At 59.2% G+C, this 19756-nt stretch carries 19 protein-coding genes; 9 read left to right on the top strand and 10 right to left on the bottom strand.

Annotated features, from left to right (window positions below; genetic code table 11):
• Positions 1-308: 308 nt before the first annotated feature.
• From PHX69_RS02065 to PHX69_RS02045, 5 genes are all read right to left on the bottom strand, one after another.
• Entirely contained in the window at positions 309-464 is a 156-nt protein-coding gene (locus tag PHX69_RS02065) for a hypothetical protein (protein WP_288042142.1), read from the bottom strand.
• The gene (locus PHX69_RS02060) at positions 451-732 is read right to left on the bottom strand and encodes a hypothetical protein (protein ID WP_288042140.1); all 282 of its coding nucleotides are present in this window, start codon (positions 730-732) and stop codon (positions 451-453) included. The genes PHX69_RS02065 and PHX69_RS02060 overlap by 14 nt, the downstream gene beginning before the upstream one ends.
• Before the next feature lie 357 nt (positions 733-1089).
• Positions 1090-1350, bottom strand: coding sequence for a hypothetical protein (locus PHX69_RS02055; RefSeq protein WP_288042138.1), 261 nt, complete (start codon positions 1348-1350; stop codon positions 1090-1092).
• 136 nt (positions 1351-1486) lie between these two features.
• Positions 1487-1822 (bottom strand): helix-turn-helix domain-containing protein, encoded by a 336-nt coding sequence (locus PHX69_RS02050; RefSeq protein ID WP_288042137.1) that lies wholly within the window; start codon positions 1820-1822, stop codon positions 1487-1489.
• Complete coding sequence (locus PHX69_RS02045) at positions 1803-2180, bottom strand: type II toxin-antitoxin system RelE/ParE family toxin (RefSeq protein WP_288042136.1); 378 nt, start codon at positions 2178-2180, stop codon at positions 1803-1805. The genes PHX69_RS02050 and PHX69_RS02045 overlap by 20 nt, the downstream gene beginning before the upstream one ends.
• A 281-nt stretch (positions 2181-2461) precedes the next feature.
• Here PHX69_RS02045 and PHX69_RS02040 point away from each other — a divergent pair, with 281 nt between their 5' ends.
• Positions 2462-3997 (top strand): class I SAM-dependent methyltransferase, encoded by a 1536-nt coding sequence (locus tag PHX69_RS02040; RefSeq protein ID WP_288042134.1) that lies wholly within the window; start codon positions 2462-2464, stop codon positions 3995-3997.
• 191 nt (positions 3998-4188) lie between these two features.
• Here the strand turns inward: PHX69_RS02040 and PHX69_RS02035 are convergent, their stop codons facing one another.
• The 4 genes from PHX69_RS02035 to PHX69_RS02020 form a co-directional block, all read right to left on the bottom strand.
• On the bottom strand, positions 4189-4479 hold the full coding sequence (locus tag PHX69_RS02035) for a HigA family addiction module antitoxin (RefSeq protein ID WP_288042133.1): 291 nt from the start codon (positions 4477-4479) through the stop codon (positions 4189-4191).
• A 10-nt stretch (positions 4480-4489) separates the two neighbouring features.
• On the bottom strand, positions 4490-4768 hold the full coding sequence (locus tag PHX69_RS02030; protein WP_288042132.1) for a type II toxin-antitoxin system RelE/ParE family toxin: 279 nt from the start codon (positions 4766-4768) through the stop codon (positions 4490-4492).
• Between the two features lie 373 nt (positions 4769-5141).
• Entirely contained in the window at positions 5142-7775 is a 2634-nt protein-coding gene (locus PHX69_RS02025; protein WP_288042131.1) for an Ig-like domain-containing protein, read from the bottom strand.
• Positions 7776-8164: 389 nt separating this feature from the next.
• A complete protein-coding gene (locus PHX69_RS02020) occupies positions 8165-9805 on the bottom strand; it encodes a flagellin N-terminal helical domain-containing protein (RefSeq protein ID WP_288042130.1) in 1641 nt (546 codons plus the stop codon).
• Between the two features lie 304 nt (positions 9806-10109).
• Between PHX69_RS02020 and PHX69_RS02015 the strand changes: the two genes are divergently transcribed.
• The 4 genes from PHX69_RS02015 (at position 10110) to PHX69_RS02000 (ending at position 14174) form a co-directional block, all read left to right on the top strand.
• Positions 10110-11693 carry a flagellin N-terminal helical domain-containing protein gene (locus PHX69_RS02015; RefSeq protein WP_288042128.1) on the top strand — a complete coding sequence of 528 codons (1584 nt, stop codon included), beginning with the start codon at positions 10110-10112 and terminating at the stop codon, positions 11691-11693.
• A gap of 174 nt (positions 11694-11867) precedes the next feature.
• The gene (fliD, locus tag PHX69_RS02010) at positions 11868-13367 is read left to right on the top strand and encodes a flagellar filament capping protein FliD (RefSeq protein ID WP_288042127.1); all 1500 of its coding nucleotides are present in this window, start codon (positions 11868-11870) and stop codon (positions 13365-13367) included.
• A gap of 63 nt (positions 13368-13430) precedes the next feature.
• The gene (gene fliS / locus PHX69_RS02005; RefSeq protein WP_119014164.1) at positions 13431-13871 is read left to right on the top strand and encodes a flagellar export chaperone FliS; all 441 of its coding nucleotides are present in this window, start codon (positions 13431-13433) and stop codon (positions 13869-13871) included.
• A 3-nt stretch (positions 13872-13874) separates the two neighbouring features.
• A complete protein-coding gene (locus PHX69_RS02000) occupies positions 13875-14174 on the top strand; it encodes a flagellar protein FliT (protein WP_119014165.1) in 300 nt (99 codons plus the stop codon).
• A gap of 204 nt (positions 14175-14378) precedes the next feature.
• Here the strand turns inward: PHX69_RS02000 and fliE are convergent, their stop codons facing one another.
• Positions 14379-14696 (bottom strand): flagellar hook-basal body complex protein FliE, encoded by a 318-nt coding sequence (gene fliE, locus PHX69_RS01995; RefSeq protein WP_119014177.1) that lies wholly within the window; start codon positions 14694-14696, stop codon positions 14379-14381.
• A 174-nt stretch (positions 14697-14870) separates the two neighbouring features.
• Here fliE and fliF point away from each other — a divergent pair, with 174 nt between their 5' ends.
• The 4 genes from fliF to fliI are packed head-to-tail and all read left to right on the top strand — an operon-like array spanning position 14871 to position 19750.
• Positions 14871-16547: a flagellar basal-body MS-ring/collar protein FliF gene (gene fliF / locus PHX69_RS01990; protein WP_119014166.1), complete on the top strand. Its 1677-nt coding sequence runs from the start codon at positions 14871-14873 to the stop codon at positions 16545-16547.
• A 27-nt stretch (positions 16548-16574) separates the two neighbouring features.
• The gene (fliG, locus tag PHX69_RS01985; RefSeq protein WP_288042125.1) at positions 16575-17570 is read left to right on the top strand and encodes a flagellar motor switch protein FliG; all 996 of its coding nucleotides are present in this window, start codon (positions 16575-16577) and stop codon (positions 17568-17570) included.
• Positions 17554-18360, top strand: a complete 807-nt coding sequence (locus PHX69_RS01980) for a FliH/SctL family protein (protein WP_288042124.1) — start codon at positions 17554-17556, stop codon at positions 18358-18360. The genes fliG and PHX69_RS01980 overlap by 17 nt, the downstream gene beginning before the upstream one ends.
• Positions 18350-19750 (top strand): flagellar protein export ATPase FliI, encoded by a 1401-nt coding sequence (fliI, locus tag PHX69_RS01975; RefSeq protein WP_288042122.1) that lies wholly within the window; start codon positions 18350-18352, stop codon positions 19748-19750. Before PHX69_RS01980 ends, fliI begins: the two co-directional genes overlap by 11 nt.
• The last annotated feature ends 6 nt before the right edge of the window (positions 19751-19756 follow it).

The raw sequence follows: 19756 nt of genomic DNA, 5'->3' as shown, positions 1-19756 counted from the left end.
TTACCCTCTCAGTGAGATATTTCGCGAATAAAGAACCGTGTGCCCGGGCGCGCTTGCTTTGATCCGAGTGGCCTTGTTGTACCAGCTTTCCAAGAAACCACCAGCTTTATACCGGCGGTAGCGGCTCTGCCTTGTGCATCCACCGCCAGCCCCGTGCCCCGTAGCCCGCACGACACCCGCCCCCGCAGCGCACGCCACCCCATGAAAAAAACCGCCCGCCCCCCGGAGGGACAAGGCGGTTTGGGTGGCCGGGCGGTGTGGCCAGTTGTTATCAAAAACAATAGCTGCTCGCGCTTTCCCTGTAAGGGCTAGAGGCCGATTTGGCCTTTAATTGGAATCTGACCCCGGTTTTTATTGAGGGTGTCCAAGGCTGCGTGCCGCTCGGGCTTTTGCAGCGTGAGCAGATTGTCCTGGAAGACCGGGTTGTTCAGGTCGAGCCTGACCTTGGCTTCACTGCTCGCCATGCGAAAGACGCTTCAGCGTGTCATCGGTACTTGTATCCGATGCGCCATGGGCGACGGACCAGGCCATGGCCGCTTGCAGATCAGCTGCCGTCTTGGGTTCGTGCAGCCAGCGTTCGTTGTCCGGGATCACGGTTGCGGTACGCACGATCCACACACCAGGCTCGCGCTCTTCCACCAACACCTGGCGGCCAGCGTATTGCTTGCCTAGCGAAATCTGGCCGTTGGTGCCGACAACCTTGACGGTGGGGGAGTGTGCTGTGATGGCCATGGTGAGGCTCCTTGATGGTTTTGCACGATATTTTAGTTTTGGTGCAGCACTAATTTAAGGTTGCAGTGGCCGTTTTTCGCCAGAAGAGCCAAAAAGCTGTTCCCATGAAAAAACCGCCCGACCCGAAGGGACAAGGCGGTTTGGGTGGCCGGGCGATGTGGTCGGTTCTTATCAAAAGTAATAGCTGCTCGCGCTTGCCCCGTAAGGGCTAGAGGCCGATTGGGCTCTTAATTAGAATCTGACCCCGGTTTTTAACGATTGCGGCGATGAAAAACCCCCGCTCCTTTGCAGGAAGCGGGGGTTTGGTGGGCTTTTGCCAGCACCGCCTACCGGGGCAGGCGGTGGCTGCGGGAAGCCTTAGGCGATGATGTCAGCCATGGCAATGCCATTCAGTGCAACACCTGTCAGCTTGATGATGTTGCTCAAATCAGTACCAGCAGCGCTGGTCACCACGTAAGAGTCCGAACCGACCTGACCGACGTAGAAATCCACAGTACCGTCCAGAGCCGTCTTGGCAGCGGTGATCAGGGTTGCAAGGTCTGCCACCGCAGCACCAGCTTCAACATAGTTCGTAGCGCTACCTACGGCACCCAGCTTCAGCTTGTCAGTGCCCGACACGAAGTCGGTAGGTAGCGCAATCCAGACTTTGGATTGGTAAAAATGCTACTTTTTTAATAGCTGCTAGCGCCCGCTTCGACTGGCCCGCCTTCCTTCAGAACTTGGCCGGGGTGGGCTGGGTTGTGCATGCCATTCATCATGCAAACGCCAACACGAGATGGCCCATGGGGGCCGCTGCTGGTTTTATCTTGATTTCGATGTCGTAACCGAGTCGGCTCAAGCACTCCATGAGTTTGTGCTCGGAAAGATGGGAAAAATCACCACGCACCATCTCCGAGACCTTGGATTGGCTGATTCCCATGCGGCAGGCGGCTTCGATTGGCGTGAGGCCAAGCTTGCGGATGGCCTGGGTGATTTCGATCACCAAGCCCGATTTGATTTGCAGCCGATCAGCTTGCACAAGCTCCAGATCAGCAAACACATTGCCAGAACTGTCTTCTATTTCGATACCGTCAATCAGGCGTTTTTTCATGGTCTAGCTCCTTTGCCCATGCTTGGGCCACTTTCAGCCGGGCATGAATGATGTCCATGTCTGCTTTGGGCGTTGCGGTGCCGCGTTTGCTCTTTTTTTGAAAACAATGCAGCACAAATACCGCTTCAGCAAACTTTACGGTATAGACGGCGCGATACGTGCCATCCGAATCGTCTTCAAGCACTTCCAGCACGCCGCCTCCACCAAACCCCCTGAGAACCTTGACCGCCTCATGCCGATCACCGCGCTGGGCAAAATTTAGCGCATGGCCCATAAAGCGTCGCACTGAAGCGGGAAGTGCCAGCAAATCTTTTTTGCTGCTGCCAACCCATTTGAGCGGTTTTTCTGTGGTGGTCATCTTTTTGATTGAAAGCTGGCCCCGCTTTCCCGTCAAAGCAGCTACGCCGCATTGTGCTTGTGTATCCACCAGTAGGGTACTTTTTTCATTTGCAGGGTCGGGATAAAAAAAGCTTCGTTTTTGATAGCTGCCTGCGCACGCCCCGTAAGGGCTAGAGGCCCGATTTGGCACTTGATTGGAGTATGTCCCCAATTGCCATAAGGCTAACCAATCAATAATAACGAGAGGCCGCCCTGACCCGTGGCCCAGCCCCCCACTTTTGCGCACAAGGAATCTGCTTCATGTCTGACTGGACCGCCGGCTACGTGGCCGATATTGGCTACACCTACGGCTACTACGCCGAACTCAACCCGCTGCGCGTCAAGCTCGCTTTTCTCAAAGCGGGCCTGGCGCTGCCCACCACGGGCACGGCCTGCGAGCTGGGCTTTGGCCAGGGCGTATCGGCCAACATCCACGCCGCCGCCTCGCTCACCCAATGGCACGGCACCGACTTCAACCCCAGCCAGGCGGCCTTTGCACAAGATTTGGCCGTTGCCTCGGGGGCCAACGCCCATCTGGTCGATGATGCCTTTGCCGACTTTGCCCAGCGCCCCGACCTGCCCGAGTTTGACTACATCGGCGTGCATGGCATCTGGAGCTGGATTTCGGATGAGAACCGCGCCGTGATGGTGGACTTCATCCGCCGCAAGCTCAAAGTGGGTGGCGTGCTCTACATCAGCTACAACACCCTGCCGGGCTGGGCCAGCTTTGCGCCCATGCGCCACCTGCTGACGCAGCATGCCGAGGTGCTGGGCTCGGACGGCAACGGCATCGTCAGCCGTATCGATGGCGCACTCGACTTTGCCAGCAAGCTGCTGCAAACCAACCCCGCTTTTGCCCGCGCCAACCCGCAAGTGGCCGAGCGCCTCCAACGCATCCAAGGGCAAAACCGGCAGTACCTGGCGCACGAATACTTCAACCGCGACTGGCACCCCATGCACTTTGCCACCATGGCCGAGTGGCTGGCACCGGCCAAAGTGCAGTTTGCCTGCTCGGCCAATTACTTTGACTACATCGACGGCATCAACCTCTCGGACGAACAACAGGCGTTGCTCGATGAGATTCCCGACCCGCTGTTTCGCCAGAGCGTTCGTGATTTCATGGTCAACCAGCAGTTCAGAAAAGACTACTGGGTCAAGGGCGCACGCCAGGCCAACCAGGCCGAACAGGCCGAGGCCCTGCGCCAACAGCGCGTGCTGTTGATCACCCCGCGCGATCAGGTTCCGCTCAAGGTCAGCGGCGCGCTGGGTGAGGCCAAAATGGCCGAAAACGTCTATGTGCCCATCCTGGACCAACTGGCCGACCACAAGCCCAAAACCCTGGCCCAGCTGGAGGTCGCACTGGCCGCAAAAGACATCCGTATGTCGCAACTGCTGGAGGCGGTGCTGGTGCTCATCGGCGCAGGAAATCTGGTGGCGATGCAGGACGACGAAGTCACGCGCAAAGCCAAAAAGCAGACCGACGCGCTCAACGCCCGCCTGATGTCGCTGGCGCGCAGCAGCAGCGACATCACTTACCTGGCCAGCCCCGTCATAGGCGGTGGCATGACGGTCCACCGCTTTGAGCAGCTGTTTTTGCTGGCGCGCAGCCAGGGCCAAAAAACGCCCGAAAGCTGGGCGCAGCTGGTCTGGAATGCCCTCAACGCCCAAGGCCAAAAGCTGCTCAAGGAAGGCAAGCCCCTGGAGAGCGCCGAGGAAAACCTGGCCGAACTGACCCGCCAGGCCAGCGACTTTGCCCAGCACCGCCTGCCGATACTGAAGGCGCTACAGATTGCCTGAGCTCGATGCCCGTGCGGCCCGCCCCCGCAACACCCGCCGTCCATAAAAAACCGCTCCAGCCCCGAGGGGGTCAGGCGGGTGGTGTGACGCGGTTTTCGTCAGAAAGCGCTATGTTTTTAATAGCTGCTTGCGCCCGGCCTGCAAGGGCTGGATGCCGGTTAAGCATTTAATTGGAATCTGCCCCCGTTTTTTTACGAGGCTACTTGCTTCAATCGCTCGATATGGGGCCGTTGCTGGTTACGCTGCGCTTGCCACAGGTCGTAAGCGGCCTGCATGCGTAGCCACATTTGTGCATTAATGCCAAGCCAATCCTGCAAACGTAAGGCCATATCCGCACTGATGGCAGCGTGGCCATTGAGGATGCGCGATAACGCCGCCCGCGTTACGCCAAGCTGCTGTGCTGCTGCCGTAATCGTTACTTCGGCTGGCCAGCCTTCCTTCAGAACTTCGCCGGGGTGGGCTGGGTTGTGCATGCCATTCATGAGCAATCTCCTAGTGGTAGTCCAGATAATCGACCAGCTCCGCGTCTTCGCCATCAAATCGAAAAATCAAGCGCCAGCTGCCATTGACAGTAATGGCCCAAAAACCCGACAAATCTCCTGTCAGCGGGTGCAAGCGCCAGGCGGGGAAATTCATCTCCTGCGCGCAGGTAGCAGAATCGAGTGCGGTCAACTGTGCGTGAAGTCGGTTGCCATGGTGGGGTTGAATGCCAGCCTTGCTACCCCTGCGATAGAAGGCTTCCAGGCCTTTGTGGCGAAAACTTCGAATCATGTGTCATTGTATAGCGCAGCTATACGTTTTGGGTGGCGCACAGCCCAAGCACGGTTATGTAGAGCGCCCCGAAGATTGGCCATACAGCAGCATCCACCGCCAGCCGCAGCCCCGCAGCCCGTAACCCGTAGGTTGGGTTGCACTAGCAACCCAACATTGCCCGCACAACCCCCGCCCCCGCAATGCCCGCCGCCCCATGGAAAAACCGCCACAGCCGAAGGGATAAGGCGGTTGGCGTGGGCCGGATGGTGCAACCCAACACCACTACGAGGCTGACCCCGGTTTTACAAAAAAATACCCCCGCAACCTGGAAGATGGCGGGGGTGTTGGGGGCCAGCGCTCCCCACTGGGGTGGGGAGGGGCTGTGGGGGCGTTAGGCGATGATTTCGAATTCGCTAAACACCAGAGCTGGCCTACCCGTGGAAGTGCCGAAAGTGCCGATCAGGACAGCAGCAGTAGCACCGCTGCCGTCAGCATCGTAGTACAGCGCGCCATTGGTGGTGTTGTACACGATGCGGCCTTCAGCCGTTGCAGCAGCGGTCAAGTCAGCGCCAGACTCAAACTCAGCGGCAGTCAATGCACCTTCTGAACCCAATGCTGTAAAGGCAGTCTTGGACAGTTGAATGCTGTCATCAGCAACCGAGTAGTCAGAAAACTTGCTCTCCCCAGACAGAGCGTCGGCGGTGAACTTCAGGGTATCGGAACCACCAAAGGTGAAGATGTAGTTGAAATCACCGACCGTGATGGTCTCGTTACCGGTTGTACCCAACGTCACCACCGGGACTGCGGGGGCTGTCGTGTCCCCAGTGGTGCTTGTCACGAGCAGCGTTGTGTTGGTCACGCTGGTCTGGGCCGTTACTTCGATCAAGGCCATGGTCGAAGAGAACGTTTGAGAAACGACCTCTGTGGCGCCGTTGTACAAGCTTGCTTTGACCCCATTCGCTTCTGTCAGCTGTACCGCTAATACGGCCGTCCCGGGGGTGATGGTGGAAATTGTCGCGTATACCGGCACATCACCGCCACCCGCTTCCTCAGTGGCCGGCACCAGGTTGGTAACTGCCTTATCGGTCAACGCCACTGCGTTGTTGCCAGCCTTGTCTTGAATGGCCAGGTCGTCGGCTTTAACGGTTGTCTCAGCTGCAGGGGCCGTGTACGTCACCTTGACCGTCTCGCCCGCCTTGACGGCATCGGTCAGCGTCAGCGTGACCTTGGCGCCGCTGGAGGTAACAGAAGCGGGCTCAATGTCTTTAGTCGTGCCCACGGTAACGTCGTACGCGGTCTTGGCTGCTGTGGCAGTAGCCAGCGCCTGGCTGTAGGTCAGAACGACAGACTTGCCATCGGCACTGGTTTCCGCAAACAGCAGCGTGGGGGCGGTCTTGTCCTCGGCCTTGGCGGTGAACTTGAATTCGTCCGCAGGGCTGGAAGCCTTGCTGACGTTGCCCGCTGTGTCTTTGGCGGTGGCCGTGAGCTTGAGGGTGCCGTCTTTGGTGGGGAGGGCGCCGGTGGGGTTGTCCAGCACCCACTTGCCGGTGCTGTCGGCAGTGGCTGTGCCCACTTCCGTGCTGCCGTTCTTCACGGTCACTGTGGCACCTGCTTCAGCCGTGCCGTACATGGTGGACCAGGTACTGCCTTCTCCTTCAGCCAGCTCCAGCGTGGGGACAGCGGTGCTGGTGTCAATGGTCTTCTCCAGAACCGCGCTGGCCGAGACGTTGCCGGCGGCGTCGGTGGCAATCACGCTCAGGTCGTGCTCACCCTCGTTCAGCTTGATCGATATTTTCCAGGAGCCGTCTTTGCCGATCTTGGCGACTTTGCCCAAGGCCACCGAGCCGTCTGCGCCGCCGTACAGCTGCACCGTGCCGCCGGTTTCGCCTTCTACCTTGCCAGACAGCACCACCGAGTTGCCTTTGGATTTGGTCGCGTCGATCGCCAGCGAGGACTCAGCAATCGTGGTGTCGATGGTCAGGTTGTCTTTGGTCTGGGTCTTGGAGACGGTAGCGTTGCCCGCTGCATCAATGGCCTTGGCCGAGATTTTGTAGCCGCCGTCTTTGGCCAGCAGGGTGTTGGAGCTGTCCACAGCCAAGGTCCACAGGCCCTTGGCGTCGGCCTTGGTGATGCCCAACAGGGTGACGTCCTTGGCGTTGGTAACGGCACCGTCCTTCACGATCGGATCGACCTGGGTCTCAGAGCTGTACACCTTGACGGTGGCGTCTTTTTCTGCCTTGCCCGTCAGCACGGGGGTGGTGTCGCTGATGGCGCCCTTGACGGCGGTGACCGAGGGGGCCGCAGGGGCTTTGCTATCGACCGTGAAGGCAAAAGGATTCGACATGACGCCCTTGCCGTCGGCACTGGTGCTGACGGTAACGATGTGCGTGCCGTCTTTGAACTTGCTTGCCAGGCCGCTCAGGTCGTAGGTCCACTCACCTGTATCACCAACTTTGGTGGTGATGGTTTTGTCGAGGATTTTGTCGTTGCTGTAGAAATAGAGCGTTTCGCCTTTGGTGCCCACGCCGCCAATGGTGGGCAGGTTGTCTTTGGCACCCGTTTTAGTGTTGCCGGCTGTGTAGAAGGCGGTGGTGTCTGCCCCTGCCTCGGGCACCAAGGTCAGGCCGGTGGTGACTTTGTTGTTGAAGTCGATGGCGAGGGCTTTTCCCAGCACGGAGGTTGCGAAGGTGGCGCCTGGTGCGAACTGGGACTCATCGAACCACAGCTCCAAATTTTCGCTGGCGACTGTGATGTCGTTTGTGTTTTCGTGGGCTGTCGCCGTGCCTTTAAAGGTCAGCCGGGCGGTGGTGGCGGAGGTTTTGACCAGAACGGGTGTCAGACCTGCTGGGACGCCTGCCATGTTCAGGACGTTGCCATCTGCATCCAGCCACAGCAGCGAATCACCGTTGTCGCCAGCGAAGGTGCCGTTGGCGATTTTGATGGTGATGCCATTGGCAATGGCGCCGTTGTTGATGGCGGCTTCTTTGAAGGTGGTGGCGCTGTAGGTGAGCGTGATGTCGGCCATGGTAGTTACCCTTTCAGTGGAAATTTACACAAATGAAGAACCGTGCCCGGGCGCGCTTGCTTTGTCTGAGCAGCCGCTGCCAGTGAACTTTGCAGACGCCGGGCCGTTCGCGTCTGCGTTGTGGGTTAAACATCCCCTATGGGGGCTTAAAGTCATCCTACTACACCAATGTTATCGGTCAAGGGTTACCAGAAGTTGAATGGTTTTTCGATTGTTTACCGCCATTTTTTGAATATGGCGGCTGCCCCATTGCCTGGGCCTTGCTGTAGCGGTGCTGCGGGTGTTTTTATGTAAAAACAGCCACCAGCGCTTGTGTGGCAAGCGTTGGCAGCTATTAAAAATGTAGCGATGAGGGTGCGTCTCCCAGAATGCAGAGCGCTGTTGGCGCCTTACTTCAGCAGCGACAGCACGCCCTGCGGAATCTGGTTGGCCTGCGCCACCATGGCGGTGCCGGCCTGTTGCAGGATTTGTGTGCGCGAGAGGTTGGCCGTTTCCATCGCAAAGTCGGCATCCAAAATCCGCGAGCGCGAGGCCGACAGGTTCTCGGAGGTGATGTTCAGGCTGGCAATGGTGGTCTCGAAGCGCGCTTGCAGGGCACCCAGGTTGGCGCGTTCGCTACTGATAAAGGCCAGGGCCGCGTCCACGGTTTTCAGGGACTGGGTGGCGCTTTCGAAGGTGGTGACGTCCAGGTCGGCTACGCGCTGCAGTGTGGAGCTGGCGACAGCTGGGTCTGTTGTTGCATCGGTAAAGAAGGCGCTGCCAAATTGCGCTGTTGCCTCATCCCGAACCGAGAAGGATTTGTCCGAGTCCAGCACCACATAGCCGCTGGAGGTGACGAACTGGTCGAGGTCTGTGGTAAGCAGTTGTTGGGCTGCGGAGCCTGGCTGGTCAGGGTTTTCTGGATCGAAGCCCAGCGGCACACCAGCGGCATCGAGCTTTTCTATGGTCACGTCGCCAGCGTTTTCGGCCGTCGTGGTGCCCAAGGTGATGTCGTTGCCGGTGGGGTTGGTCAGGATGACGCGCTGGCCGTCTTGCGACAATGAGGCCGTCACGCCGGTTTTGGCCGATTGCTCGTTCACCGCCTGCACCACGCCCGAGAGTTTGTCGGAGCCGGTGGTGTTGAGCACCTCGAACGAGAGGCTTTTCAGGCTGCCCCGAACGGCAGCTTCGCCCGCTGCGTCGGCGACATCGCTGTTGGGGGGCGGCAGGTTGTCAGACTGCAGCAGCAGGGTGTATTTGCCGGGGGCGCTGAAGCTCAGGCTGATCTGGGTGCGGGCGCTGGCGTTGACGCCGGTATCACCCGAGATGTTGTTGATTTTTTCGGCAATGGTTTGGGCGGTTTCCCGTGGGTTTTCGAGGTCGCCTTCCACAGACTCAGCCACGGCAATGCTGGCAGTGCCCAAGGCGCCAAAAATTTCCACTTTTTCCGATGCGGTCGTGCCGTTGGCAAACGGGTTGGCCAAGGCGGTAGGGTCTGCGGGTGCAGCACCAGCGCCGTTGGCCGGGGTGTTCTGGTTGTTGCCATACACGCTGGTGCGCAGGTTGGCCGTGGCCGCCACAATGGTTTGGTTGGCATTGGCGCCCACCTGGAATTGCGAGGTGCCAAAGGTGCCATCCAGCAGCTTTTGGCCGTTGAATTCGGTGGTTTGCGAGATGCGATCCAGTTCAGCCACCAGTTGGCCTACTTCTTTTTGCAGGGCTTGGCGGTCGCCAGCGCTGTTGGTGGCGTTGGCCGATTGCACGGCCAGTTCGCGGATGCGCTGCAAGATGTTGCCCGAAGAGCTCAGCGCGCCTTCAGCCACTTGGGCCAGCGAGATGCCATCGTTGGCATTGCGTGCGGCCTGGTTCAAACCACGGATCTGGCTGGTAAAGCGCTCGGAAATCGCCAAACCCGCTGCATCGTCTTTGGCGCTGTTGATGCGCAGGCCCGACGACAAGCGGTTGATGGAGTTGTTCAGCGAAGCCTGGCTCATCCCCAGGTTGCGCTGGGCGGTCAGCGATGCGATGTTGGTATTGATAGTTGAGGCCATTGCGGAAACTCCTGCGGGATGAAAACAAACACTGCCGGTTCAAACGTCCTCGCACCGGCGACTCTGTGGTAACGATGGAGGTGATTGTGGAGACCGCTGCTTTTGGCGTTGCGCCGATAAAGCAAAGAAAAACCTGCCAATCTTGGTGTTTGCGCCCTAAAGTTTTTGGCGCCCCGTCCGAAAAGCTTAGTAGCGGAACCAAGATGCTGTGTTGCATCAGGAACCCGGGCCCCAAAGTGCGTAGCATTAAGGCCCTGTTGGCGGCAACGCCATTTATGAGTCAGTTCTTTTTAGGAGATTTGCAATGGCTTCCACCATCAATACCAACGTCGCCACCTTGACTGCACAGCGCAATCTGGGTACCAGCCAAGCGTCGTTGAACCAGTCCATCAACCGCCTGTCGTCGGGCCTGCGCATCAACAGCGCCAAAGACGATGCGGCTGGCTTGGCCATTTCGGAGCGTTTCACCGGCCAAATCCGTGGTTTGAACCAAGCTGTGCGCAACGCTGGCGACGGTATCTCGCTGGCACAAACCGCTGAAGGCGCGCTGAAGGCGTCGGGCGACATCCTGCAACGGGTGCGTGAACTGGCTGTGCAATCGGCCAACGCCTCTAACAGCGCTGGCGACCGCCAAGCCCTGCAAAAAGAAGTAGGCCAACTGGTGGCTGAACTGGATCGCATCTCGCAAACCACCGAGTTCAACGGCGCCAAGCTGCTGGATGGCTCTTTTGGTACCCAGCAGTTCCAAGTGGGCGCCAACGCCAACCAGACCATCGTGGCGGCTACCGCCAACATGCGTACCAGCACCTACGGCAACAACCAGATGGATATAACGGGCAAGGCTGCCCAGAGTTTTACTACCGGCGATACTGCTATTCCGACCGGCATTGCAGAGGGCGACTTGACCATCAACGGCTTTGCCGGTTCCAAGACCATCGCCATTGCAGAGAACGAGTCGGCTGCCGCCACTGCTACCAAAATCAACCAGTCCAGCGACGAGACCGGCGTGAGCGCCACTGCACGCACCGAAGCGCGTCTGGACATGGTCAAAGGCAGCTACACGCTGGCCATTGCCTCGGGCGACAACACTACGCAAAAGGTGTCGTTCTCGGTGTCGGCAGCCACTTCGGATGGTTTGTCGGAGGCGATTTCTGCGCTGAACCAGCAATCGTCCAAAACGGGCGTGACCGCTTCGCTCAGCGACGACAACAAAGCCGTTGTGCTGACCAACGCCAGCGGAGAAACCATCAATCTTGCACTGGCAGGCACTCCTACTGAACGTGAAACTGGTGTGACACCGCAAATCCAGGTCTCCAAGCTCAACCAACAGGGCTATGCCAGCACTACCCCTGTAGTGTTGGGTAGTGATACCAACGGCGCTGCGATCGGTGGCTACCTGGTGCTGGATTCGGAAAAGTCGTTTAGCTTGGGCACAGCTACTGAGCCGGGTTATTTGGATGAGGCTGCTGCCGAGTACGGTGCGGTAGAAAGCGTGGATGAGACTACTGGTACTCCCACCATCTCGGGCACTGTGGTGACTACCGATGCGGATGTCTCCAAGTCTTCGAGCCTGCAAAAAGTGGCCGATCTGGACATCACCACCTTTAAGAAGGCCACTGAAGCGCTGAAGACTGTGGATTCGGCCCTGGCTTTTGTCAGCGGTACCCGCGCCGACCTGGGCGCTTTGCAATCGCGCTTTGAAACTTCGATTTCGAACCTGCAAACCAGTTCGGAGAACCTGTCTGCCGCACGTTCGCGCATTCTGGATGCCGACTTTGCGCAAGAAACTGCCAACCTGTCGCGCTCGCAGATCCTGCAACAGGCTGGTACCGCCATGGTGGCCCAGGCCAACCAGCTGCCACAAGGCGTGTTGGCCCTGCTGCGTTAATCGCGCCGCTGCCATGCAGCAATGAAGGTGGTGGCATTCAGGTGCCACCACCTTTTTTTATGCGCTACCAAGACCATAGCGCGCGAATTGGCAGGTTTAGCGGTGCATTTACCGTAGTTCAAAAAACACGATGCGCGCCATAATTTGCATTGCATCTGCTTTCAGGAGGTTTGTATGGCGACCCTTTCTTCACCCGGCATCGGAACCAACGGTCTTAACGTCAAGAACATCATTTCTGAGTTGGTCAAGCTGGAGCGGCGGCCGCTTGCCACCCTTGAGGTGCAGGCTGTCACCACCAAAACCAAAATTTCTGCTTTCGGGCAAATCAAGTCGCTGGTCTCGGAGCTGTCCGATGCTGCCAGCAAGCTGACCAGCGTGACGGGCTGGAACGCCGTTGCCACCACCTCGTCCGACAGCAAGTTTGTGAGTGCTACTGCAGTGGGTGGTACGCTGGCCACCAGCTTTACGGTGGAAGTACAAAGCCTGGCCAAGGCACAGTCCACCGCATCAGGCTCTGTCAGTGGCGCAGTGGGGGCGGGCAAGCTCAAGATTGAGTTGGGCAGCTGGGGGGCTACTACGCCGGGAGCCACTGGCACTTTTGTGCCCAAGGCGGGTACACCGATAGAGATCAATGTGTCGGCCTCCGACACCGTGTCCGATATTGCCAGCAAGATCAACGGCTCTAATGCGGGCGTTACTGCCACCGTCCTGACCGATGCCAATGGCCAGCGCCTGTTGCTGCGCAGCAAGGAGACCGGGCTGGAGTCAGGGTTTCAAGTGACGGCGCAAGATATCCAAAGTGGCTCGGGTACCCAGGCCGATCCGTATGTGTACGCCCCCGCTGATGCAGACAACACTGGCCTCTCGCGCTTGAGCAGCGCGCAGATCGATACTGCCGCCACCCAGTTGGCGGCCAACGCCAAGGCCAAAATCAATGGTATTGTCGTGGAGTCGTCCACTGACACGTTTGCCAATAGCGTCTCTGGTGTGACTTTCAAGGCGGAGCAGGTCACTGATGTGGGCAAGCCCATCACCATCACGGTGGCCAAAGACAACTCGGCCATCCAGGCCAACATCGAAGCGTTTGTCAAAGCCTACAACGGTATCAATGCGGTGCTGAACGAGGCCACCAAATACGACAAGGGTGCCAAGTCGGCGGGACTGTTGCAGGGTGACTCTACCGTGGTAGGGCTGCAAAACGCGCTGCGCTCGGCCATTCGGGAGGCGGGGGGCTCGGCACTTTTTAAGCACCTGTCAGACATTGGTGTGGTTCAAAAAACCAGCACCGACCCGGCCGCCACCGCCGCTTTGGGTGGTGAACTCACCTTGGACACCAGTAAGCTGAACAAAGCCCTGAATAGCAACGCCGAAGAGGTGAAAAAATTCTTCCGGGGCGATGACGCCACCGGCACTGAAGGCATGGCTGTCAAGCTCAAGGCGCTGACCACCAACTTGCTTTCCACTGACGGGTTTTTCAAGTCCAAAGAGTTGGTGCTGGAGGCCAGCCTCAAGCGCAATGCCAAGGATCAGGAACGTGTGAACGCACGGGTCAACGAATTTGAGAAACGCACCACCGCCCGCTACACCGCGCTGGACAGGCAAATGAGCACCCTCAACGGGCTCAATGCCTACATTTCCCAGCAAGTCACCGCCTGGAATAAATCATCGGGTTGATAGTGCCTTCAGTTTTTGCGGCAATGGCCGATAAATTGAACAAGTAACCCAAGGGATAGCAGCATGTTTACCGCCTACAACCCCCGCGCAGCCTCCGCTTACCAGCGGATCAATGTGGAAACCAGTATGCACACGATTGACCAGCACCAGTTGGTCAGCTTGTTGTATGACGGTGTTCTGGGTGCCATTACGTCTGCTCGCGGTGCTTTGGCGCGCGGCGACGTGCCGCTCAAATGCAGCAGCATCTCCAAGGCCATCCGCATTATTGAAGAGGGCTTGGGCACGGCGCTGGACCGCGATGGCGGTGGTGAGCTGGCGCAAAACCTGGGCGCGCTGTATGACTACTGCTTGCAGCGCCTGATACAGGCCAACATTCGCAACGATGACGCCATTCTGGAAGAAGTCGCGCGTTTGATTGAGCCCATCGCCCAGGGCTGGAACGAGATCAAGAAACCTGCCGCTGAGCGGCCACGTGCTTCCGGCACGGTGACGATGGAGACGTAAGCCATGCCAGCAATGCTGATTGATTACTACAAAGCCATAGAAGACAGCAGCGTCAAGATGCTGGAGGCGGCCAAGCTCAAAGATTGGGATGGTGTGGTGCGCTACGAAGGCGCTTGCGCGGTGCTGATCGAGCAGTTGCGTGCCAAGGCCACCGAAGAGCAGTTGTTGCCCGAGCACCGGCGCGAGAAGGTTCGCATCATGCAGCGCATTTTGCGCAACGATGCGCAGATCCGTTGTTTGGCAGAGCCTTGGCTGGCGCACTTTGAGCACATGTTTGAAGGCCAGCCGCAGATGGTGCACTGAGCGCAGCAGGCCGCGCGGGCTGCGCGCTCTCTTGTTTTTCCACGGCAAGCCCTGTTATTGCAACAGGGCTTTTTTGTGGGCGCGGCCCGCAGAGCACACGGCCCGGTCATCCACGCAAAAAAGGCCCAAAATTTGGGCCTTTTTGTGCTCTGGCCCTTGCGGGACGTGCGCTAGCAGCTATAAAAATAATAGTAATTTGGGCGCTCAGACCTGCATGTTCATGATGTCGGTGTAGGCCTGCACCAGGCGGTTTCGCACGTGCAATGAGGCTTGGAAGCCAATTTGTGCCTTTTGCATGGCCAGCATGGTCTCTTCCAGGCTGACGTTGGGGTTTTCCAGCTGCACTTCGCGTTGCAGTGCGGTGGAGTAGTTTTGCGACGCGCTGACCGATTTCAGCGCGCTTTTGAATTCGGTGTAGAAGCCTTGCTCCTGGGCGCCACCTTCAGGTGCAACAGAGGTGGCGCGGCGCAGCGATCCTGCGCCAGACAGTGGGGCGGTAACGGAGTTGATGCGGAGGTCCATGGTGGTCTTGCTCATTAAGGTGGCGATGGGTGCAATCGTAGGGACGACGGGCGCATTTATCAGGGCGAATAGATGGCCAAAGGTGGGGCTTATCTGGCGAGTGCGTTGGGGCGGGTTCCGAATAATCGAACGCACGCCAGGTCCGTCACCGGGCCCGTCATACTGGAAAAAAAGATGTCCGCAGTTGCTGAAATACCCCTCAATGCCAATCCGCCTGCCAGACCCGCCTGGTTGCAGCGCCTGACCGCTCTGGATCGTGGCCAGCGCTTGCGCTTGGGTTTGGGCGTGGTTTTGCTACTGGCTGCCATCGTGGCGGCGGTGCTGCTCAACCGCCAGCCTGATTACAAAGTGCTGTTTTCCAACCTCAGTGACAAAGACGGCGGAGCCATCGTGGCGCAGTTGTCGCAAATGAACGTGCCCTATAAGCACGGTGATGGGGGTGGCTCCATCATGGTGCCTACCGACCGCGTGCACGATGTGCGCCTGCGTCTGGCATCGCAAGGTTTGCCCAAGGGTTCGGTGTCAGGTTTTGAGCTGACCGAGGCCAACCGTTTTGGTCAGACGCAATTTCAGGAGCGGTTGAATTTCCAACGGGGGTTGGAGGGCGAGCTGACGCGCTCCATCCAGTCGCTGTCGTCGGTGCAAAGTGCCCGTGTGCATTTGGCACTGCCCAACCAGAATGGTTTTTTCCGCGAGCAGCAAAAGCCTTCGGCATCGATTCTGGTCAGCCTGTACCCAGGCCGTATCCTGGATCGCACGCAATTGGCGGGTATCGTCCATCTGGTGGCATCCAGCGTGCCTGAACTGGCACCTTCAGCAGTGAGCGTGCTGGACGATTCGGGCAAGTTGCTGTCCAAGTCGCCCGATGGCGCGGATGACAAGGGCTTTGATGCCCAGCAGCTGATGTATGTGCAGCAAATCGAGCAGCTCTACACCAAGCGCGTGATGGATATTCTGGAGCCGGTGATGGGCAAGAACAACATCAAGGCCCAGGTGACGGCGGAGGTGGACTTCAGCCGCACCGAATCGACCTCGGAGCAGCACCGTCCCAATTTGTCCACCGATGCCAGCGCCATCCGCAGCCAGCAGGTGGTGGAGAGCACCAACTCCCAGGATGGCAACACTGTGGCTACGGGCGTACCCGGGTCGGTGGCCAACCAGCCGCCCCAGCCAGCGGCGGCGCCCATCAACGGTGCCGCGCCGCAATTGGCCGCCGCCGGTGGCAGTGGCCAGCAGTCATCAAGCAACAGCAAGCGCGAGTCGATCACCAACTATGAGGTGGACAAAACGGTGCGTGTGACGCGCGGCAGCAGCGGCGCCGTCAAGCGTGTGAGCGCTGCGGTGGTGGTCAACTACCAAAATGCCGTCGATGAAAAAGGCAAACCCATCACCAAGCCTTTGACGCCCCAGCAGTTGGCACAAATGACGGCACTGGTACGTGAAACGATTGGCTTCAATGCTGAGCGTGGCGATTCGGTCAACCTGATGAACACTCCCTTCCAGATCGAGGAGATCAAGACCGAAGACGTGCCACTGTGGAAGCAGCCTGAAACTGTGGCGTTGGCGCAGAACTTTGCCTGGCCCATCGGTCTGGCCCTGTTTGCCGGCCTGCTGCTGCTGGGCCTGATGCGTCCGGCGCTGAAGGCGATGGCAGCGCCACCCGCTGCCGAGAGTTCCCAGCTTGATGCGCTGGAAGCCGAGGCTCTGGAGCGCCCAGCGCTGCCGTCGCCAGGCCCCGCCCAGCCTACGCCAGAGCAATTGCGCCTGGAGGATGCCCGTGCCCTGGCGCGCCAGAATCCGATTGCTGTGGCTAACATTGTGAAAACGTGGGTCAACGGCGACGCTGGCTGACCCCCTGCAACAGGATGGATTTTCACTATGGATGAGCAAGGTCTCAACGATGCAGCCATCTTCCTGATGTCATTGGGCGAGGAAGAGGCATCAGAGGTTTTCAAGCATTTCTCACCCAAAGAGGTGCAAAAGCTGGGCGAGGCCATTGCGCGCATGCGCTCGGTTTCGCGCGACAAGGTCGATGAGGTGATCAACAAGTTCACCAACGCGGCAGCGGCCCAGAGTTTGCTGGTGTCCGACACCAGCGACTATGTGCGCTCGGTGCTCAAGCGTGCGCTGGGCGACGACAAAGCTTCTTTGCTGATTGACCGTATCTTGCAGGGCGGTGACGTTTCGGGCATTGAGAGCCTGAAGTGGATGGACCCGCTGTCGGTGGCTGAACTGTTGCGTGGTGAGCACCCGCAGATCATTGCGGCCATTCTGGTACATCTGGAGTACGAGCAATCGGCTGCGGTGCTCAAGCAATTTACCGAGCGCCAGCGCAGCGAGGTCATGCTGCGCGTGGCCACGTTGGAAGGTATTCAGCCGATTGCGCTGAAAGACCTGAACGAGGTGCTGTTCAAGGTGCTGGCTGGGGGTGACAAGATTCGCAAGACGTCGCTGGGCGGCGTCAAGACAGCGGCAGAAATCATCAACCTGTTGGGCTCGAACATCGAGTCCTCAGTACTTGAGTCGATTGGCAGCCATGATCCTGAGCTGGCCCAAAAGATCATGGACAAGATGTTCGTGTTCGAGCACATGGTCAAACTCGATGACCGCTCTATCCAGATCGTGTTGCGCGAGGTGGCTTCCGAGACACTGATCGTGGCATTGAAGGGGGCATCGTCGGAGCTGATGGACAAGTTCCTGAACAACATGTCCAAGCGTGCTTCGGCGTCGCTGCGCGAAGACCTGGAGGCCCGTGGCCCGTTGCGACTTTCCGAAGTGGAAGAGCAGCAAAAAGAAATCATCAAGATCGTGCGCCGTTTGGCCGACGAAGGTCAGGTGGTGATTGGTGGTGGCGCAGATGACAGCTTCGTCTAAATACCGCAGCGCTTACACGCGCTTTATTCCCCGCGAAGAGCTGGGGCACGCTACACCGGTGCAGTTTGGTGCAGTGGATGGCTCGGGCCTGAAGATTTTTTCAGCGGAAGACAAGCTGGCCACCGAGCAGGCATTGCAAGAAGAACAGTTGCGCGCGCAGCAAGAGGCACACGCTGCACAGACGCAGCAAATGCTCTTGGAGTACCAGGCGCAGGCACAGCAGGATCGCGATACGGCTGTACAGCAAGCCCATGCCCAGGGCCAGGAGCAGGGCCGCGCAGAGGCTGCGCTGGAGTGGCAGCAGCGCCTGGATGAATACGTGGCTGGGCAAGGTCAAGAGGCCGCTTTGCGCCTGGAGGCGGTAGTGCAGACGCTGCAAGCGCAGTTGCAGGCTATGCAGCAACACATGGCGCAAGACGTGCTGGAGCTGGCTTGTGATATCGCCCGCCAGGTGGTGCGCCAGGAACTGCGCGCTAACCCGCAGGCTTTGTTGCCCGTGGTGCGCGAGGCGCTGGAGATGGTGGTGTCGGACGGGCGCCCCGCCACGGTACGGTTGCATCCGCAAGACCATGCTGCGGTGGCCGATGCCTTGCGTGCAGAAATGCCACAGGCCTCGGTGCAGTGGGTGGCCGATGCAGCGGTGGCGCCGGGCGGCTGCCTGGTCGATGCGGCTGGCACGGTGGTAAATGGCAGCCTGGAAAAACGTTGGCAGCGTGCGATTGCCCCTCTGGGGCTGGCTGCGGCGTGGGAGCCTGAGTTGGCGCCCGGTGGGGACGATGATGGCATCTGAAGATGCCTTTGCTGCGGAGCATTGGACGCAGTTCATGGCAGGTGCGCGCGCGCGCTTGGCCGATGGCGTGCCGCTGGAGACGCGCGGCACCCTGACGCGCCTGACCGGACTGGTGCTGGAGGCCTCGGGCATCCGTGTGCCGGTGGGCTCGCAGTGCATGCTGCAAATGCCGGGTCAGGAGCCGGTGCTGGCCGAGGTGGTGGGTTTTTCTGACGACCGTGCCTTTTTGATGCCAGCGGGCGATGTCCACGGTATGTCCAGTGGTGCCAGTGTGGTGCCAGCACCGCCGTATGTCCCGAGGCCACGTTTGGGTGAGCCCTCGCGGCCTGTCAGCCAAGTGGGCATGTTGCGTTTGCCCATGGGTGATGGTTTGCTGGGGCGCGTGGTGGACTCGCAAGGACTGCCGCTGGACCACGGCGGGCCGGTGCTGGATGTGGCGGCCGAGCCCATGGATCGCCGTCCCATCAACGCCATGGACCGTGACCCGGTGCGCGCACCGCTGGACACTGGGGTGCGCGCCATCAATGCGCTGCTCACGGTGGGGCGGGGTCAGCGCTTGGGGCTGTTTGCCGGTTCGGGTGTGGGTAAGAGCGTGCTGTTGGGCATGATGGCTCGCTATACCCAGGCCGATGTGATCGTGGTGGGGCTGATTGGAGAGCGGGGCCGCGAAGTCAAAGAATTCGTGGAAGATATTTTGGGCGCTGAGGATCGGGGGCGTGCTGTGGTGGTGGCTGCGCCAGCAGATGCCCCGCCGCTGTTGCGTATGCAGGGTGCGGCGTATGCCACAGCGGTGGCCGAGCATTTTCGGGACAAAGGCAAGCATGTATTGCTGCTGATGGACTCGCTCACGCGCTATGCCATGGCACAGCGTGAGATCGCCCTGGCCATTGGCGAGCCACCGGCCACCAAGGGTTATCCTCCATCGTGCTTTGCCAAGCTGCCCGCGCTGGTGGAGCGCAGCGGTAATGGTCTGCACGGGGTGGGTTCGATTACCGCCTTTTACACCGTACTCTCCGAGGGCGACGACCAGCAAGACCCGATTGCCGATGCAGCCCGCGCCATTTTGGATGGACATATTGTGTTGTCGCGTGCACTCGCCGAGATGGGGCACTTTCCGGCAATTGATATCGAACAGTCGGCATCGCGCGTCATGCACAACGTGGTCAGCCGTGAGCATTTTGAGCTGGCGCGGCAGTTCCGGGCCACCTATTCGCGCTACCAAAAGAGCCGTGATCTGGTGCAGGTGGGGGCTTACATGAGTGGCTCCGATCCGCAGCTTGATGATGCCATTCGCCGCCAGCCGGCCATGGCTGCGTTTTTGCAGCAGGGCATGTTTGATGCCTCCTCCATGGATGAGAGTTGCGCTGCCATGGCCCAGGTACTGAGGTAATGGGAG

The organism is Simplicispira sp., assembly GCF_028687295.1.
GTDB lineage: Bacteria > Pseudomonadota > Gammaproteobacteria > Burkholderiales > Burkholderiaceae_C > Simplicispira > Simplicispira metamorpha.
The sequence above is the reverse complement of the archived record's forward strand: the minus strand, read 5'-3'. Positions and strand labels throughout refer to the sequence as shown.

What these genes read in the sequence shown, in the direction of transcription:
- fliI (WP_288042122.1), top strand. Translation starts at nt 18,350, where the DNA reads ATGGCATCTGAAGATGCCTTTGCTGCGGAGCATTGGACGCAGTTCATG.
- PHX69_RS02025 (WP_288042131.1), bottom strand. Translation starts at nt 7,775, where the DNA reads ATGGCCGACATCACGCTCACCTACAGCGCCACCACCTTCAAAGAAGCC.
- PHX69_RS02040 (WP_288042134.1), top strand. Translation starts at nt 2,462, where the DNA reads ATGTCTGACTGGACCGCCGGCTACGTGGCCGATATTGGCTACACCTAC.
- fliD (WP_288042127.1), top strand. Translation starts at nt 11,868, where the DNA reads ATGGCGACCCTTTCTTCACCCGGCATCGGAACCAACGGTCTTAACGTC.
- PHX69_RS02060 (WP_288042140.1), bottom strand. Translation starts at nt 732, where the DNA reads ATGGCCATCACAGCACACTCCCCCACCGTCAAGGTTGTCGGCACCAAC.
- fliE (WP_119014177.1), bottom strand. Translation starts at nt 14,696, where the DNA reads ATGGACCTCCGCATCAACTCCGTTACCGCCCCACTGTCTGGCGCAGGA.
- PHX69_RS02015 (WP_288042128.1), top strand. Translation starts at nt 10,110, where the DNA reads ATGGCTTCCACCATCAATACCAACGTCGCCACCTTGACTGCACAGCGC.
- PHX69_RS02020 (WP_288042130.1), bottom strand. Translation starts at nt 9,805, where the DNA reads ATGGCCTCAACTATCAATACCAACATCGCATCGCTGACCGCCCAGCGC.
- PHX69_RS02030 (WP_288042132.1), bottom strand. Translation starts at nt 4,768, where the DNA reads ATGATTCGAAGTTTTCGCCACAAAGGCCTGGAAGCCTTCTATCGCAGG.
- PHX69_RS02065 (WP_288042142.1), bottom strand. Translation starts at nt 464, where the DNA reads ATGGCGAGCAGTGAAGCCAAGGTCAGGCTCGACCTGAACAACCCGGTC.
- PHX69_RS01980 (WP_288042124.1), top strand. Translation starts at nt 17,554, where the DNA reads ATGACAGCTTCGTCTAAATACCGCAGCGCTTACACGCGCTTTATTCCC.
- fliF (WP_119014166.1), top strand. Translation starts at nt 14,871, where the DNA reads ATGTCCGCAGTTGCTGAAATACCCCTCAATGCCAATCCGCCTGCCAGA.
- PHX69_RS02000 (WP_119014165.1), top strand. Translation starts at nt 13,875, where the DNA reads ATGCCAGCAATGCTGATTGATTACTACAAAGCCATAGAAGACAGCAGC.
- PHX69_RS02045 (WP_288042136.1), bottom strand. Translation starts at nt 2,180, where the DNA reads ATGACCACCACAGAAAAACCGCTCAAATGGGTTGGCAGCAGCAAAAAA.
- fliG (WP_288042125.1), top strand. Translation starts at nt 16,575, where the DNA reads ATGGATGAGCAAGGTCTCAACGATGCAGCCATCTTCCTGATGTCATTG.
- PHX69_RS02035 (WP_288042133.1), bottom strand. Translation starts at nt 4,479, where the DNA reads ATGAATGGCATGCACAACCCAGCCCACCCCGGCGAAGTTCTGAAGGAA.
- fliS (WP_119014164.1), top strand. Translation starts at nt 13,431, where the DNA reads ATGTTTACCGCCTACAACCCCCGCGCAGCCTCCGCTTACCAGCGGATC.
- PHX69_RS02050 (WP_288042137.1), bottom strand. Translation starts at nt 1,822, where the DNA reads ATGAAAAAACGCCTGATTGACGGTATCGAAATAGAAGACAGTTCTGGC.